Genomic DNA, 15,650 nt, shown 5'->3' with positions numbered 1-15,650 from the left:
TCCTCAACGCGCCGCAAGGAACCCCGCGACGGCGTCGAGTGCTCCGTCGTGCGCCTCCAGATGGGGGAGGTGAGCGACATCCCGCAGCTCGAGGAACGTCGAATTGGGGATGCTCGCGGCGACGTGGAGGGCGTAGCGCCGGATGTGTTCGAGGTCGAGGTCGCCGACGATGACGAGCGTCGGCACCGCTATATCGCCGAGGCGCGTCCAGGCGTCGCCAGGCTCGGACTGCTCACCCGGATCGGCTGCGCGCAGGGCGACGCCGTTCATCGCCAGAAAGTGCTCGCGGGCCGTGTGCGAGGCGCGACCGGGGCGTTCCGGCCCGTCGAGCCAGACGATCGCCTCGAGGCGGTTCACCTCATCGACGTCTCCGTCGGCGTCTGCTGCGTCGATCAGTTGATCCAGCTCAGCAACCCTCGGGGCGAGCACGGGCGCGGGAGCACCGCTCACGGCTGGTGCGATGAGCACGAGCGCCGACACCCGGTCCGGGTGCGCGAGCGTCAGATCGAGCGCCGTTCTGCCGCCCATCGAGCATCCGATCACGACTGCGGCGCCCGGTTCGCAGGCATCCAAGACGGCGAGCGCGTCTGCGACGGGTGACCACCCGTCCTCGGTCTCGTAGGCGGTCTCCCCGTACCCTCGGGCGTCGAACCTGACCGTGCGGAAACCGTCTCCGAGCCGTGCGACCAGGGAGTCCCACGATGTCCTGTCGGTCACACCGGCGTGGATCATCAGCACGGCGCCGCCGTGACCGGTCGCCTCGGCGGCGAGCTGCGCGCGCCCGGAGGCGACGGTGATCAGAGTCACGGGACGAGGATGAGCTTGCCGTCGGCGGCGTGGGACTCCACGAGTTCGTGGGCTCGCGCCGCCTCGGCGAGCGGCAGCTCCTGACCGAGCTCGACCGTGAAGTCGCCCGCGGCGATGAGCGCGATCGTGGCGGGCAGCGCCTCGGCGCGCCAGGCGAGCTCCTGCTCCGTGAGCGGGATCGGCGATCCGCCGGAGAACGCACGGATGCCGAAGGACGCGGCGTCCGGTCCGCGCACGATCGTCGCGATGCGGTCGCGGTCGGAGACGAGGGCGAGCGAGGTCTCGATCGCCTCGTCGGTGCCAGCGCAGTCGAGGGCGACGGTCGCTCCGTGCGGCGCGGCGGCGCGCACGCGATCGAGCAGCCCGTTCCCGTAGGCGACGGGGATCGCGCCGAGCTCGCGCAGCTGATCGTGTCGTGCCGGGCTCCCGGTCGCGATGACCGTCGCACCCCAGGCCACCGCGAACTGCACGGCCGCCTGGCCGACAGCCCCGGAGCCCGCGTGGACGAGGAGGACGTCGCCGGCGGTCACGGCGAGTGAGCGCAGCGCCTGATACGCCGTACCCGCGGGGATCGCGATCGCCGCGCCCTCGGCGACGGTGACGCTGTCGGGGAGCGGGGCGAGATGAGCAGCCGGGACCGCGAGCGCCGAGGCGTAGGTGCCGAGCGTGTCGCGGATCGCGACGCGGTCTCCCACGGCGAACCCCTCCACGCCCTCGCCGATGGCCTCGACCACGCCGGCGCCGTCGAAGCCGATCCTGCGCGGCTCGGTGATCGGGGCCGAGGGCCTCCTGCCTCCGCGGAGCTTCGCGTCGATCGGATTCACCCCCGCTGCCTCGATGCGGACGACGACCTCGCCGGCACCAGCGACCGGGTCGGGGATGTCGCTGAGATGGAGGACGTCAGGGGAACCGAACTCTGTGTAGACGATCGCGCGAGCCATGTCTCCAGGCTAGCTCCGGCAACCGATCAAGGGGGCGGATGGCCGGCAACCCCTCAGCGGGCCGCGAGCGCCTTCGTGATGCGCTGCGGCGACACCGGCTGCGCGGTTCCGAGGCGCTGCGCGAACACGCTGATCCGGTACTCCTCCAGCAGCCACCGCGTCTCCACGAGGGCGGGCGCGGCGTCGGCGGCGAGCGGGATCGTTCCGCCGGCATCCTCGAACGCCTTCGCCATCCGCTCGAACTCGCTCATGCGCGAACGGTCCTTGCCCGGCTCGCTCGCGAGCGTCTTCAGCCGGTCGAGCATGCCGTCGAGGTAGCGCGGGAAGTGCGCCAGACGGTCGACGCCGGCCGCCGAGATGAACCCGGGGTGCAGGAGCCCTGCGAGCTGGGTGCGGATGTCGTTCAGCGGCCCGAGGAGGGAGAGGGAGTTCTGCGACTTGATGCCGCGCTCCACCTCGCGCGCCTTCGTGAGGACGCGCGCCACCAGCGACACGCACGCGAACAGGTCGTCGACCAGCGTCGCGGACACGGCGTCCCTCGCCTGCGCGAACGCGGCCTCGGTGCGCAGCGGGCCGCGCGCATCGAGCACGCGGCGGGCCACGGCGGTGCGGGCGTCCTCGATGAGCGCCGCCGCATTCTGGTACGGGGATGCCGCGAGTGCCAGCTTCTCCTGGCTGGTCAGGTGCTCCTGGATGTACGAGGAGGGCGTCGGCACGGCGAGGAGCACGAGGCGCAGCACGCCGTCGCGGGTCGCCGCCGCCGCGGCATCCGCCGTCGCCTCGACCCGCACCGCGACGGTCCTGCCCTGGTCGACGATCGCCGGGTATCCGCGCACGACTCCGCCGGCGACCCTGGTGTCGAGCACCTCGGGGAGATCGCCGAAGGTCCACGTGGTGAGCCCGCTGCGCTCGATGGAGGCCGTGGCGGCCGGTGCCGACGGTCCCTTCGCGCCCGCGGGACGGGGGGAGGCGACCGAACGAGCCACGCTGCTGCGCGCGCGGTCGGCCAGACCCTTCTGCAGCGCGGCGAGGTCGCGGTCGGAGCCGACCACGCGTCCGCGCTCATCGACCGCGCGGAAGTTCATGCGCAGATGCGCCGGCACCCGATCGTCCTCGAACTCCGCAGCCGAGACGAGCTGGTTGGCGAGCGGCTGGATGAGACGGGCCAACGCCTCCTTCAGCGTGCGCGACGGGCGGCCGTCGTGCGACTCCGGTCCCTGCCCTGCGAGCTCGACGCCGAACTTCTCCGCCCAGTCCGCTGCGGGCACCACGTGCCGTCTGATGGCCTTCGGGAGGGCGCGCAGGAGTCCGGTGATGAGCTCAGCGCGCAGTCCGGGCACCTGCCAGTCGAAGCCCGTGTCCTCGATCTGCGCGAGGAGTGCGAGCGGCACCACGACGCTCACGCCGTCGTCGGCGGCGCCGGGCTCGAAGCGATAGGCGAGCCCGAGCACCTGGTCGCCCTGCGTCCACCGGGTCGGGAACTCGCTCTGGTCCGCGCGGCCGTCGTCGTCGAGCAGATCGGCCTCGCGCATCACGAGGAGCTTCGGCGTCGCCGTCAGGGCCTCGCGCCACCACTTCTCGAAGGACCGCACGTCGAAGACGTCGGACGGGATGCGCTCGTCGTAGAAGCGGAACACCGCCTCGTCTCCGGCGAGGATGTCGCGGCGGCGCTCGCGCTCCTCCAGCTTCTCGAGGCGCTTGCGCAGTTCGGCGTTGCTGCGCCAGAACGCGCTCACCCTCTTGTCGATCCGGGTCGGGTCCCACTCGCCCTCGACGAGCGCGTGCCGCACGAACATCTCCCGAGAGGCGGCGCGGTCAATACGGGCGAACTGCACGCGGCGTCGGGGGATGATCTCCACGCCGAACAGCGTCACCTTCTCGAAGGCGACGGCCGCTCCGGCATCCTTCGACCAGTGCGGTTCGCTGATCTGACGCTTCGCGAGGTCTCCGGCGAGGGACTCGGCCCATGCGGGGTCGATCTCGGCCACCGTGCGCGCGAACGTCCGCGAGGTCTCCACGATCTCGGCCGCCATCACGGCGCGTGGGCTCTTCTTGCGCAGCCCTGACCCGGGGAAGATCGAGAAGCGGATGCCGCGGGCCCCGCGGTACTCCGACACCGTCCGCTTCTTCGGGGTGCCGCCCTTGGCGGTGCTGCGCTCGTCGATGATGCCGATCTGCGAGAGCAGCCCGGACAGGAGCGCCCTGTGGATCGCATCGGGGTCGGCGGTGCCGGAGCCGTCCTTCTCGCGCACCAGGGAGCGCAGCTGCCGGTGCACGTCGAACCACTCCCGCACGCGCACGTAGTTCAGGTGCTCGCTGCGGCACATCCGACGGAACGCGCTGGAGCCGAGCTCCCGCTGCTGCTCGCGCAGGTGGTTCCACAGGTTCAGCACGGCGAGGAAGTCGCTGGTCGGATCCGCGAAGCGCGCGTGCATCCGCTCCGCCTCGTCGCGCACCCCCTGCGGGGCGTCTGCGGACGGGCGCTCGCGCACGTCCTGGATCGTCAGGCCGGCCACGATCGGCAGCACCTGGGCGGTGACGCCGGTGCGCGAGGCCTCGACGAGCATCCGGGCGAACCGCGGGTCCATCGGCATCCGCGCGAGGTCCCGGCCGATGCGGGTGAGCCTGCCGTCGGCGACCGCTCCCAGCTCGGTGAGCAGGTCGAACGCGGCCTTGACCCCGCGGGAATCCGGAGGGGTGAGGAAGGGAAACTCGGTGATGTCGCCGAAGCCGAGCGACAGCATCTGCAGCACGACGGAGGCGAGTGACGTCCGCAGGATCTCCGGCTCGGTGAACTCGGGGCGCTTGTCGTAGTCGTCCTCGCCGTACAGGCGGATGGCGATGCCGGAGCTCGTGCGCCCTGCGCGACCGGAGCGCTGGTTGGCCGACGCCTGCGACACCGGCTCGATCGGCAGCCGCTGCACCTTCGAGCGGTTGCTGTAGCGGGAGATGCGCGCGGTGCCGGTGTCGACGACGTACTTGATGCCAGGCACCGTGAGGCTGGTCTCGGCGACGTTCGTGGCGAGGATGACGCGGCGCCGCAGCCCCGCGACCGTGGAGCGCTCGAAGACCCGGTGCTGCTCGGCGGCGGAGAGCCGCCCGTACAGGGGCAGCACCTCGACCGGCGAGGTCTGCGAGCGGTAGGCGCCGCGCACCGCGTCGGCCGCATCGCGGATCTCCGCCTCACCGGGGAGGAACACGAGCACGTCGCCCGGGGCCTCCCGGTCGAGCTCGCGCAGCGCCGTGACGATCTCGGCGACCTCGTCGTCCTCCGTCTCCTCGGTGCGCGCGCGGTAGCGGACCTCGACGGGGTAGGTGCGGCCGGAGACCTCGATGATCGGCGCGGGGCGCCCGTCGGCATCGGCGAAGTGCGCCGCGAAGCTCTCCGGATCGATCGTGGCCGAGGTGATGACGACCTTGAGGTCGGGGCGCTCGGGGAGGATCCGCACGAGGTAGCCGAGCAGGAAGTCGACGTTGAGGGAGCGCTCGTGGGCCTCGTCGATGATGATCGTGTCGTAGCGGCGGAGCAGACGGTCTCGGTGGATCTCGTTGAGCAGGATGCCGTCGGTCATCAGCGCGATGCGCGTGGCGTCGGAGACCTGGTCGGTGAAGCGGACCTTGTAGCCGACGGCCCCGCCGAGCTCGACCTGCAGCTCCTCGGCGACGCGCTCGGCGATCGTGCGCGCGGCGAGGCGGCGCGGCTGGGTGTGGGCGATGCGCTCACGGCCCAGCTCGAGGCAGATCTTCGGCAGCTGCGTCGTCTTTCCCGATCCCGTCGCACCGGCGACGATCACGACCTGGTGGTCGCGGATGGCGTCGGCGATCTCCTCCCTGGCCGCGCTGACGGGCAGCTCAGGGGGGTAGGAGATCACGGGAGAAGACATAGCCCTCCATCGTATGCCGGGATCGAGCGCATACGATCATCGGGTGACGAGAGTGCTGCGATGGTTCCGCGAGTTCGGCCTCCCTCCGCGGATCCTGGGGCTCGACATCGCCCGCGGCCTCGCGATCCTGGGCATGGCCGGCGCCCACGTCGGCGAGACGGGGGAGTTCGATCTGCTCGACCCCTCGACCTGGCTGGCGATCGTGCACGGCCGCTCGTCGATCCTCTTCGCGGTGCTCGCCGGCGTCTCGATCGCGCTCATGACCGGGCGCAGCGAGCTGCCGGATCCCGCCAGGATGCCGGCGCTGCGACTCAACCTCGTCGGCCGGGGCGCCGTCATCTTCGCGATCGGCCTGGTGCTGGAGATGTTCAACACCCCGATCGCGGTGATCCTCACCCTCTACGGCATCCTCTACGTCGCGATCATCCCGTTCCTGCGGTGGCGTCCCTCGCACTTGCTCCTGCTCGCGGGGCTGCTCGCCGTCGCCGGGCCCGCGGTGCTGGCGCTGATCACCGCAGTGACGCTGCATCCCTACGGCGCGGGGATCTCCTTCGCCCTGTACGGCTCCTATCCGATCACCGTCTGGTTGGCGTTCGTCCTCGGCGGCCTGGCACTCGGCCGTCTGCGGGTCGAGCGCGTCGAGACCGCCCTCGTCGCGTTCGGCGTCGGGCTCGGGCTCGCGGTGGTCGGCTTCGCGCTCGAGGTGGTCGGAGCGGTCGCGGGCATCGGGACGTCGGAGTCCGAGGGGGCGTGGTCGGGAGGCGACGGCTGGAGCGGATATCCGGACGCGCTGGCCGATGCTGATCCCTTCGGCGCCGTGCTGTCGGCGATCTTCGCGTCGTACCCGCACTCCGGGGGCACTGCCGAGATCCTCGGCTCCGGGGGATTCGTGCTCGTGGTGATCGCGCTGTGCCTGCTGCTGAGCCGCCCGCTGCGTCGGGTGCTGCTGCCGCTCGGCGCCCTGGGGTCCATGCCGCTGTCGGCATACAGCCTGCACGTCGTGTCGGTGTCGCTCATCGCGGGCCCCGGCGGCTTCATCCAGAGCAACGCGTTCTGGGCGCTCACGGCCATCGTGCTGCTCCTGCTGGCCACCGTGTGGTCGATCTTCTTCGGGCGTGGTCCGCTGGAGCGGCTCGTCGGCACCGCGGCCACGGCGATGGCTGCGGTGCCGACGAGGTGAGCCGATCAGAAGTGCGTGCCGCCGTCGATGCGCACCTCGGTGCCGGTGATGAAGGCGCCGTCTTCGCTCGCCAGCATCGCGACGACGCCGGCGACGGACTCCGGTCCGGCGAAGCCCTGGCCGATCGCGGGGGCGAGCTTCATGAAGAGGCTCATGTCGGCGTCCTCGGGCAGGCCGGGGCCCACGCTCTGACGGCTCTGGCCTGAGCCGTCCGTCATGCCGGAGGAGATCGAGCCCGGCTGCACGGCCGTGAAGCGGATGCCGCTCTTGGCGTACTCCGCGGCGAGCGCGTGGGTCATCGACTGCACGCCGCCCTTGCTGGCCGCGTAGGCGGCCATGTAGGGGTGCGCGAAGCCGGCCGACGTCGAGCTGAAGTTCACCACGGCCGACGAGGCGCCGTCGCGCAGCGCGGGGATCGCCTCGCGGATCACGAGGAACGTGCCGACCAGGTTGATGCGGATGATCTGCTCGAACTGGTCGAGCGTCGTCTCGTGCGTGTGCGAGGAGCGCAGGATGCCGGCGGCGTTGACGAGCACGTCGAGCCCGCCGAGGGCCTCGACGGCGGCGGCCACCCCGGCGCGGACGGACGCCTCGTCTCCGATGTCCATGGTGACGGTGGTGAGGCGGTCGGAGAGCGCCCCTGCCTTCGCGACCGTGTCGTCGAGGCCGGCGGCGCTGACGTCGGCCGCGACGACGCTGCCGCCCTCGCTCAGCATCCGCAGCACGGTGGCCTGGCCGATGCCAGAGCCTCCGCCGGTGACGAGCGCCCGACGTCCTTCGTAGCGGTTCATGATCTTCCCTTCGTCGATGTGTGATCACTTGGCAGGATATGCCTGGGTGGCACGATGTGCCAACCAGTACTCTGGGGCGGTGGAGACGCAGACCCTGACCGCGCGGCGCAAGGCTGCGACCGAGCGCGACATCGCGGGCGCGGCGGCCGCCCTCTTCGCGGAGCAGAGCGTGGCGCAGGTCACCGCCGAGCAGATCGCCCAGCGCGCCGGGGTGTCTGTGCGCACGTTCTACCGCTACTTCGCGCGCAAGGAGGACGCGATCGCGCCGATCCTCACGGTCGGCGCCGCCCGCTGGCAGGCGGCGTTCGCGGAGGCGGGGGACGGCCCTCTCCGCGAGCGCATCCCCGCCGTGATCGCCGGACAACTCGGCGCCGACGGCGAGGGAGACCTCCAGGTCATGCGCGCGCTGCTGATCGGGATCGAGTCCGACGATGCGCTGCGCGACGTGTGGCTGCGCGTCAACAACGACTCCGAACGGCGGCTGAGGGAGATCCTGCAGGGCCGAGGTGCGGCCGGAGCCGATGCGCGGATCCTCGCCGCCGTCGCGACGGACGCGATCCGCATCGCCTTCGAGGAGTGGGCCTCCACCGACGACGGACCACGGCCCGACGTGCTCGCCGTCGAGATGTTCCGGCTCATGTCCGCGCGGATCTCCGGGCTCGACTGAGCGGTCGTAGGGTGGAGATCATGACGATTCCTGCTCTCGAACTGAACGACGGCCACTCCATCCCGCAGCTCGGCTACGGCGTCTTCAAGGTGCCGCCGGCGGAGACCGAGCGCGCGGTGAGCGAGGCGCTCGAGATCGGCTTCCGGCACATCGACACGGCCGCGATCTACGGCAACGAGGAGGGCGTGGGGGCGGCGATCGCGGCATCCGGCATCCCGCGCGAGGAGCTGTTCGTCACCACCAAGCTGTGGAACGACCGCCACCACGACGACGAGCCCCGTGCCGCGATCCGCGAGAGCCTCGACAAGCTGCGCCTCGACAGCGTCGACCTCTACCTCGTGCACTGGCCGACGCCGGCGAAGGACGACTACGTGCACGCCTTCGCGAAGCTGATCGAGCTGCGCGAGGCGGGGCTCACGCGCAGCATCGGCGTCTCGAACTTCCTGGTGCCCCACCTGGAGCGCACGGTGGCGGAGACGGGGGTCGTGCCCGCGGTGAACCAGATCGAGCTGCACCCCGCCTACCAGCAGCGCGATGTCGTCGCGTGGGCCGAAGCCCACGACGTCCGCATCGAGGCGTGGGGACCGCTCGGCCAGGGCAAGTACGACCTCTTCGGCGTGCCCGCTGTCGCGGATGCCGCGGCCGCCCACGGCGTCACCCCGGCGCAGGCGGTGCTGCGCTGGCACCTGCAGAAGGGGAACATCGTGTTCCCGAAGTCGGTGCGCGCCGAGCGCCTGCGTGAGAACCTCGACGTCTTCGGCTTCGAGCTCACCGCGGACGAGATCGCCGCGATCGACGCACTCGACCCGCTGGACGGGTCGGGCCGCGTCGGATCCCACCCCGACGACGTGAACTGAGTCCCTCTCGTTCCTTGCATGACGCCCTGTGTCGCGACCCGCGACACAGGGCGTCGTCGCGGGTAGCTTCGTCGGCATGACAGCTGCCTACCGTGTCGTCGCCGTCTCGGGTTCCCTGCACGAACCGAGCAAGACCACCGCTCTCATCCGCGCCATCGGCGCCGCGATCGCCGAGCGCGCCGACATCGAGTTCGAGCTCATCGAGCTCACCGACATCGGTCCGGACCTCGCCGGTGCGCTGCGCCGCGACCAGCTGCCCGCGCGGGTGGAGGACAAGCTCCTCGCGGTCGAGAAGGCCGATCTGCTGATCGTCGGCAGCCCCGTCTACCGGGCGTCGTTCACGGGTCTGTTCAAGCACCTGTTCGACTTCGTGGGGCAGTACGAGCTCGTCGGCAAGCCGGTGCTCCTGGCCGCCACGGGCGGCGGCGAGCGCCACGCCCTGATCATCGAGCACCAGCTGCGTCCGCTGTTCGCGTTCTTCCAGGCGCTCACGCTTCCGCTCGGCGTGTACGCGAGCGACACGGACTTCGCGGGGTACGAGATCAGCTCCGAGGTCCTGCACAGCAGGATCGCCCTCGCCGCGGAGCGCGCGCTGCCCCTCGTCGGCTACGCGGCCACCAGACCCGTCGAGCTGCTCGCCGGCTGATCCGACGGCGGCGTACGGTGAGGCTATGACCAACCGGCTCGCCGACACCCTCAGTCCGTACCTGCGCGCGCACGCCGAGAACCCGGTCGACTGGTACCCCTGGGGTCCCGAGGCCTTCGCCGAGGCCCAGCGACGGGATGTGCCGCTGCTGATCTCGATCGGCTACTCCACCTGCCACTGGTGCCATGTGATGGCGCGCGAGTCCTTCGCCGATCCGGCCATCGCGGCGCTGATCGACGAGGGGTTCGTCGCGGTGAAGGTCGACAGGGAGGAGCACCCTGACGTCGACGGCGCCTACATGGCGGCGGCATCCGCCTTCACGCAGAGCCTCGGCTGGCCGCTCACCGTGTTCGCGACCCCGCGCGGCCGCGCCTTCTACGCCGGCACCTACTGGCCCCCGGAGCCGCGCCCGCCGATGCCGTCGTTCCGCGAGGTGCTGGCGGCGGTGCGTGAGGCCTGGACGCTGCGGCGCGCGCAGGCGGAGGAGTCGGCGGATGCGGTGTCCGACGCGCTCGCGAGAGCGACGGGGTCGGCTCCCTCCGACCTGCCGACCGCCGCTGATCTGGCCGCTGCGGCCACGGCGATCGCCCATCGGGAGGACCGGGTCCACGGAGGGTTCGGCGGAGCGCCGAAGTTCCCGGTGGCGACCGCGCTGAGCTTCCTGCAGACGCCGCTGGTGCGCCGGGAGGCTCCCGAGGCGGCCGCTGCCGCCGAGAGAGCGCTCCTCGCGATGGTCGGCTCCGAGCTGCGGGATCGGGACGGCGGGTTCTTCCGCTACGCCACCCAGCGCGACTGGACGGTTCCGCACTACGAGCGGATGCTGACCGACAACGCGCAGCTTCTCGACGTCGCACTCGCCTCCGGCGACGATGCGACGGCCGAGGGGGTGGTCTCGTTCCTGCGGGGCTCCCTGCGCCGCGAGTGCGGAGGGTTCGGCGCCGCCCAGGACTCGGAGTCGTGGATCGACGGAACCCGCAGCGAGGGCGGCTACTACGCGAGGACCGCGCAGGAGCGCGCCGGTCTCGAGCCCCCGGAGGTCGACGGCAAGATCATCACGGGCTGGAACGGACTCGCGATCGGGGCGCTCTCGCGGGCGGGCGCCCGGCTGGGGGAGAGCACCTGGATCGACGCCGCGGCGGAGGCTGCGGAGTCCGTCCTGCGCGCCAACCGCGCCCCGGACGGCCGGCTCGTGCGCACATCGCTCGCGGGGATCCCCTCGTCCGCCGCCGCGACGGCATCCGATCTCGCACTGCTCGCCGACGGGCTCTTCGCGCTCGCCCTGGCGAGAGGAGAGGTCGCATGGGCGGTCAGGGCACGGGAGCTGCTCGACCAGGCGATCGCCGGCGTCGCGGGCGATCCGCTGCTGTCCGCGCAGGGCATCGCCGGCTCACCCGATCACTCCGACGGCGACCTCCCGTCGGATGCGTCCGCCGTGGCGGCGGCCGCCCTGACGGCGTGGCGGCTGGGAGCGGGGGAGCGCTATCGGGAGGCGGCGTCCGAGATCGTGCGCGTCCACGGCGCGGCCTCGGTGGCGCAGCCCTTCGCGCACGGCAGCATGCTGCGTGCGGCCGCGGGGCTCGTCGATGCGCCGCGGCAGGTCGTCGCCGTGACATCGGCGCCGGACGGCCCTCTCGCGGTCGCGGCGCGCGCGGCGGATGCCGAGGCGGTCGCCGTGGTCTCGCCCGCGCAGGCGCGCGCCTTCGCGGAGGCCGGGTTCGAGCTGTTCGAGGGCAAGGACGCGGTGCCGGAGCGCGTGCACGACTGCCGTGCGTTCGTGTGCCGTCTCCCCGTGAGCGATCCGGCGGAGGTCGTCGCGACGCGCTGAGTCAGCTCGCGTTGCGCGGATGCCGCTTCGCCGCGCGTTCGTTGCCGCGGCGGTAGTTGCCGGTGACCCGCGCCATCAGCAGCTGCGGGTCGCCGGCGTCGACCTCGGCGAGGAAGGCGGCGGCCGTCGCTCCGCGCAGCACGGTCGCCGTCGTGCCGTGATGGCGGATGACGACGTCGCCTCCGCGCACCACGTACTCGAATCCTGCCGGGGCCGCCATGAGGCGATCGTAGACCGTGAGATCAGACGTTGGCGTAGCCCATGCCCATCGCGGACCTGACCTCGCGCAGGGTGGCGTCGGCGATCGAGCGGGCGCGGGCGTTGCCCCTGCGCAGCACGTCGTCGACGAGACCCGGCTCCTGGGCGAGCTCGGCCCGGCGGGACCGATGCCCGGCGAGGAAGCCGTTGACGGCCTCCGTCGCGAGGGTCTTGAGTCCGGAGGAGCCCGCCGCGCCGACCTCCTCCGCGACGCGCTCCGGGGTCGTGCCGAGGCATGCCGCCGCGGCCTGGAGCAGCCCCGACACTCCGGGGCGCCGCTCGGGGTCGAAGGTGATGAGGCGCTCCGAATCGGTCGGGGTGCGGCGGATCAGGGCAGCCGTCTCGTCCGCCGTCATCGACAGGGAGATCGCGTTCCCGTAGCTCTTCGACATCTTGCGGCCGTCGAGTCCCGGCAGCTCCGGCGTCTCCGTCACGAGCGCTTCGGGTTCGGGGAACACCTCGGCGTAGCGTTCGTTGAACCGTCGGGCGATGAGCCGGGTGATCTCCACGTGGGGGAGGTTGTCCTTCCCCACGGGCACGAGGGTGCCCTTGCAGAAGAGGATGTCGGCGGCCTGGTGCACGGGGTACGTCAGCAGCAGTCCGCTCAGAGCCCTGCCGGATGCCGCGTGCTCGGCCTTCACGGTCGGGTTGCGGCGCAGCTCCGCCTCGCTGACCAGGCTGAGGAACGGCAGCAGGAGCTGGTTGAGCTCCGGCACGGCGGAGTGCGCGAAGATCGTCGTGCGCTCGGGGTCGAGCCCCGCGGCCAGGTAGTCGAGGATCGCCGAGCGGACGTTCGCGGCGACGCCGTCCGACGCGTCGCGGTCGGTGATCACCTGATAGTCGGCGAGGATCACGAAGGTCTCGACCCCGAGCTCCTGGAGTCGGACGCGCTCCCTGATCGTGCCGAAGTGATGGCCGAGGTGCAGGGCGCCGGTGGGGCGCTCTCCCGTGAGGATGCGGAAGCCGGACGGGTCGTCGGTGATGCGGCGCTCCAGGGAGGGCATGCGTGCGGCGGTCGCGGTGAAGGAATCCATGTGTGCTCCAGGTCGATGGGTGCACGAACGGACATCCGCGGGTCGCGGGCCGCCGTGCAGCCCGCGAGACATGCGTCAGAGGGCTGCTACCGCAGCCACCAGCTCACCGAGAGGAGAGAACGCATGCATCCATCCTACGGCGGGGGAATCACTGTGCAGACTGCTCAGCGATTCGAGGGAAGCACCCGCTCGGCTGCGCGCCCTGCGCAGGGAACGCTGCACCGTTTGCCCAGCGGGCGACATCCGGTCTAGTGTTGCGCGACAGCGGCCGACGCCGGTCGCCTCCGATCTCAGCAAGGATGCTCTGACGATGACCCTCCCCACCCGTCCAGGCCTCGAGGCCGTTCCCGCCTATCGTCAGGGCCGTTCGGCGCCGGCCGGCGCGTCCAAGCTCTCCTCGAACGAGTCTCCGCACCCGCCGCTCGCCTCGGTGGTGGCCGCCGTGCAGGATCGTCTCGGCACGATCAACCGCTATCCCGACATGAGCGCCGCCGCGCTGCGCGACGCCCTCGCGGTCAGGTACGACGTCGACGCCGCGCTCGTCACGGTGGGCGCGGGCTCGGTGGAGCTCGCCGCACAGCTCATCCACGCCGTCGCGGGCGAGGGAGACGAGGTGATGTTCGCGTGGCGATCGTTCGAGGCCTACCCCTCGCTCGTGCGCATCGCCGGGGCCGTTCCCGTGGCCGTGCCGCTGGACGCCGAGCACGCGCACGACCTCGACGCGATGCTCGCCGCGATCACCCCGCGCACCCGCGCGATCTTCGTGTGCAACCCCAACAACCCCACCGGCACCGTCGTGAGCGCGGCGGAGCTGGAGCGCTTCGTCGCCGCGGTGCCGCACGACATCCTCGTCGTGATCGACGAGGCGTACGTGCACTTCGACCGCACCGACAGCTACGGCGCCGGCATCGAGCTGTTCCGCCGGCATCCGCACGTCGCGGTGCTGCACACGTTCTCGAAGGCCTACGGGCTGGCCGGTCTCCGCGTCGGCTACGCGATCGCCCCGCGCGAGGTCGCCGACAATCAGCGCAAGGTCGCGGTGCCGTTCGGCGTCACCGACCTCGCGCAGACGGCGGCCAGGGCGTCTCTGGATGCCGAGGACGAGCTCGCCGTGCGCATCGAGGAGGTCGTCGTGCAGCGCGACCGCCTGCAGGCTCTCCTCGTGGATGCCGGGTGGCCGGCCGTCGCCTCTCAGGCGAACTTCGTGTGGGTGCCGGCGGGGGAGCGCACCTCGGAGCTGGAGGCGCTGCTCCACGAGGGCGGCGTGATCGCCCGCGCCTTCCCCGGCGAGGGCGTGCGCATCTCGTCCGGCAGCATCGACGACATCGACCGCGTGGCAGCCACGCTCGTTCGCAAGGAGGCGACCGTATGACCGATGTGCCCACCACCACGACCACGACCAAGGGCCTGCATCCGGGACTCACCCGTCGGCAGATCTCCATGATGGGGCTCGGCGGCGCGATCGGCGCCGGCCTGTTCGTCGGATCCGGCCAGGCGATCAGCATCGCGGGTCCCGCCGTGCTCGTCTCCTACCTCGTCGCCGGCGGCATCGTCGTCCTCGTGATGGCGATGCTCGCCGAGATGGTCGCCGCCCGCCCCAGCTCCGGGGCGTTCAGCTCCTACGCGCAGAAGGCGATGGGCCGCAGCGCGGGCAGCGCCGTGGGGTGGCTGTACTGGATCCAGCTCGTCGTCGTGATCGCCGCCGAGGCGACGGGCGCCGGCGGCATCATCGCCCAGTGGGTGCCCGGCATCCCGGCCTGGGCCTGGGTGCTGGTCTTCGTCGTCGCCCTCACCGCGGTGAACCTGTTCGGCGTGCGCAACTACGGACGCTTCGAGTTCTGGTTCGCCGCGATCAAGGTCGCCGCGATCATCGCCTTCCTCGTGGTGGGCGTGTGCGCCATCATCGGGCTGATCCCCGGCGTCCCCGCGACGGGCGTCTCCCACATCGTCGACCACGGCGGCTTCGCTCCGAGCGGCATGACCGGCATCGCCGCCGCGCTGCTCATCGTGGTGTTCGCGTTCGGCGGCACCGAGGTCGTGGCCATCGCCGCGGCGGAGTCCGACGACCCCTCTCGCAACATCCGCCGCATCGTCCGCGAGGTGCTCGTGCGCATCCTCATCTTCTACGTCGGCTCGATCTTCGTGATCGTCGCCGTGCTCCCGTGGAACGACCCGGCGGTGAAGAAGGGGCCGTTCTCCGCGGTGCTCGACACGCTGAACGTGCCCGGCGTGGGGCTCGTGATGGACCTCATCGTCGTCATCGCGCTGCTCTCGGCCATGAACGCGAACATCTACGGCGCCTCGCGCATGGCGTACTCGCTCGGAGAGCGCGGCCTCGCCCCTCTCGCCGCCACCCGCACGAGCGTCAAGGGCGTGCCCTACATCGCCGTGCTCGCCTCGGTGGCGTTCGGCTTCGTGACCGTGGCGCTGAACTGGATCTACCCCGACGCCGTGCTGCCCGCGCTGCTCAACGTCGTCGGCTCGACGATCCTGGTCATCTGGACCGCGACGGCCGTGTCGCAGATCATCCTCCGTCGTCGCGCCGACCGCGACGGCGAGGCGATGCCGATGCGGATGTGGGGCTTCCCGTGGCTGTCGTGGCTGTGCCTGGTGCTGCTCGGCGTCGTCATCGCCCTCGCGATGATCGACGAGGGCGCGCGCGTGCAGCTGCTGCTCACGATCGGCCTCACCGCGGTGCTCCTCGTCGTCGCCCGCCTCACGCGCGGCGTCGCACGGCCCGGCGTGGTGCGGGAGTAGCCC

13 protein-coding genes are annotated in these 15,650 nt (G+C 71.6%); 7 read left to right on the top strand and 6 right to left on the bottom strand.

Annotated elements, in window-relative coordinates; translation table 11 throughout:
* Window positions 1-3: 3 nt before the first annotated feature.
* The 3 genes from CQ047_RS00415 to hrpA are packed head-to-tail and all read right to left on the bottom strand — an operon-like array spanning window position 4 to window position 5,632.
* Window positions 4-807 carry an alpha/beta fold hydrolase gene (locus tag CQ047_RS00415; protein ID WP_105672304.1) on the bottom strand — a complete coding sequence of 268 codons (804 nt, stop codon included), beginning with the start codon at window positions 805-807 and terminating at the stop codon, window positions 4-6.
* Window positions 804-1,748: an NADP-dependent oxidoreductase gene (locus CQ047_RS00410; RefSeq protein ID WP_105672303.1), complete on the bottom strand. Its 945-nt coding sequence runs from the start codon at window positions 1,746-1,748 to the stop codon at window positions 804-806. Before CQ047_RS00410 ends, CQ047_RS00415 begins: the two co-directional genes overlap by 4 nt.
* Window positions 1,749-1,801: 53 nt before the next feature.
* A complete protein-coding gene (gene hrpA, locus CQ047_RS00405; protein ID WP_105672302.1) occupies window positions 1,802-5,632 on the bottom strand; it encodes an ATP-dependent RNA helicase HrpA in 3,831 nt (1,276 codons plus the stop codon).
* A 43-nt stretch (window positions 5,633-5,675) separates the two neighbouring features.
* On the opposite strand from hrpA, the gene CQ047_RS00400 reads away from it, so the two are divergent.
* Complete coding sequence (locus CQ047_RS00400) at window positions 5,676-6,812, top strand: heparan-alpha-glucosaminide N-acetyltransferase domain-containing protein (RefSeq protein WP_105672423.1); 1,137 nt, start codon at window positions 5,676-5,678, stop codon at window positions 6,810-6,812.
* A 5-nt stretch (window positions 6,813-6,817) separates the two neighbouring features.
* Here the strand turns inward: CQ047_RS00400 and CQ047_RS00395 are convergent, their stop codons facing one another.
* Complete coding sequence (locus CQ047_RS00395; protein WP_105672301.1) at window positions 6,818-7,603, bottom strand: SDR family NAD(P)-dependent oxidoreductase; 786 nt, start codon at window positions 7,601-7,603, stop codon at window positions 6,818-6,820.
* A 79-nt stretch (window positions 7,604-7,682) separates the two neighbouring features.
* Here CQ047_RS00395 and CQ047_RS00390 point away from each other — a divergent pair, with 79 nt between their 5' ends.
* The 4 genes from CQ047_RS00390 (at window position 7,683) to CQ047_RS00375 (ending at window position 11,598) form a co-directional block, all read left to right on the top strand.
* Window positions 7,683-8,270, top strand: coding sequence for a TetR/AcrR family transcriptional regulator (locus tag CQ047_RS00390; protein WP_258132417.1), 588 nt, complete (start codon window positions 7,683-7,685; stop codon window positions 8,268-8,270).
* A 20-nt stretch (window positions 8,271-8,290) separates the two neighbouring features.
* Window positions 8,291-9,127: an aldo/keto reductase gene (locus CQ047_RS00385; RefSeq protein ID WP_105672421.1), complete on the top strand. Its 837-nt coding sequence runs from the start codon at window positions 8,291-8,293 to the stop codon at window positions 9,125-9,127.
* A gap of 76 nt (window positions 9,128-9,203) precedes the next feature.
* Window positions 9,204-9,773 (top strand): FMN reductase, encoded by a 570-nt coding sequence (gene msuE / locus CQ047_RS00380; RefSeq protein ID WP_105672420.1) that lies wholly within the window; start codon window positions 9,204-9,206, stop codon window positions 9,771-9,773.
* A 25-nt stretch (window positions 9,774-9,798) separates the two neighbouring features.
* The gene (locus CQ047_RS00375; protein ID WP_105672300.1) at window positions 9,799-11,598 is read left to right on the top strand and encodes a thioredoxin domain-containing protein; all 1,800 of its coding nucleotides are present in this window, start codon (window positions 9,799-9,801) and stop codon (window positions 11,596-11,598) included.
* Between the two features lies 1 nt (window position 11,599).
* Here the strand turns inward: CQ047_RS00375 and CQ047_RS00370 are convergent, their stop codons facing one another.
* Entirely contained in the window at window positions 11,600-11,818 is a 219-nt protein-coding gene (locus CQ047_RS00370) for a hypothetical protein (protein WP_105672299.1), read from the bottom strand.
* 22 nt (window positions 11,819-11,840) lie between these two features.
* Window positions 11,841-12,890: a tryptophan--tRNA ligase gene (gene trpS / locus CQ047_RS00365; RefSeq protein WP_105672298.1), complete on the bottom strand. Its 1,050-nt coding sequence runs from the start codon at window positions 12,888-12,890 to the stop codon at window positions 11,841-11,843.
* Between the two features lie 310 nt (window positions 12,891-13,200).
* Here trpS and CQ047_RS00360 point away from each other — a divergent pair, with 310 nt between their 5' ends.
* Window positions 13,201-14,262, top strand: coding sequence for a histidinol-phosphate transaminase (locus tag CQ047_RS00360; RefSeq protein ID WP_105672297.1), 1,062 nt, complete (start codon window positions 13,201-13,203; stop codon window positions 14,260-14,262).
* Window positions 14,259-15,647: an amino acid permease gene (locus tag CQ047_RS00355; RefSeq protein WP_105672296.1), complete on the top strand. Its 1,389-nt coding sequence runs from the start codon at window positions 14,259-14,261 to the stop codon at window positions 15,645-15,647. Before CQ047_RS00360 ends, CQ047_RS00355 begins: the two co-directional genes overlap by 4 nt.
* Window positions 15,648-15,650 lie beyond the last annotated feature (3 nt).

The organism is Microbacterium sp. MYb72, assembly GCF_002979415.1.
Taxonomy (GTDB): Bacteria; Actinomycetota; Actinomycetes; order Actinomycetales; family Microbacteriaceae; genus Microbacterium; species Microbacterium natoriense.
Note: the sequence above shows the minus strand (reverse complement) of the source record. Positions and strands in the feature narration are given on the sequence as shown.

What these genes read in the sequence shown, in the direction of transcription:
- CQ047_RS00410 (WP_105672303.1), bottom strand. Translation starts at nt 1,748, where the DNA reads ATGGCTCGCGCGATCGTCTACACAGAGTTCGGTTCCCCTGACGTCCTC.
- hrpA (WP_105672302.1), bottom strand. Translation starts at nt 5,632, where the DNA reads ATGTCTTCTCCCGTGATCTCCTACCCCCCTGAGCTGCCCGTCAGCGCG.
- CQ047_RS00395 (WP_105672301.1), bottom strand. Translation starts at nt 7,603, where the DNA reads ATGAACCGCTACGAAGGACGTCGGGCGCTCGTCACCGGCGGAGGCTCT.
- CQ047_RS00385 (WP_105672421.1), top strand. Translation starts at nt 8,291, where the DNA reads ATGACGATTCCTGCTCTCGAACTGAACGACGGCCACTCCATCCCGCAG.
- msuE (WP_105672420.1), top strand. Translation starts at nt 9,204, where the DNA reads ATGACAGCTGCCTACCGTGTCGTCGCCGTCTCGGGTTCCCTGCACGAA.
- CQ047_RS00375 (WP_105672300.1), top strand. Translation starts at nt 9,799, where the DNA reads ATGACCAACCGGCTCGCCGACACCCTCAGTCCGTACCTGCGCGCGCAC.
- CQ047_RS00370 (WP_105672299.1), bottom strand. Translation starts at nt 11,818, where the DNA reads ATGGCGGCCCCGGCAGGATTCGAGTACGTGGTGCGCGGAGGCGACGTC.
- trpS (WP_105672298.1), bottom strand. Translation starts at nt 12,890, where the DNA reads ATGGATTCCTTCACCGCGACCGCCGCACGCATGCCCTCCCTGGAGCGC.
- CQ047_RS00360 (WP_105672297.1), top strand. Translation starts at nt 13,201, where the DNA reads ATGACCCTCCCCACCCGTCCAGGCCTCGAGGCCGTTCCCGCCTATCGT.
- CQ047_RS00355 (WP_105672296.1), top strand. Translation starts at nt 14,259, where the DNA reads ATGACCGATGTGCCCACCACCACGACCACGACCAAGGGCCTGCATCCG.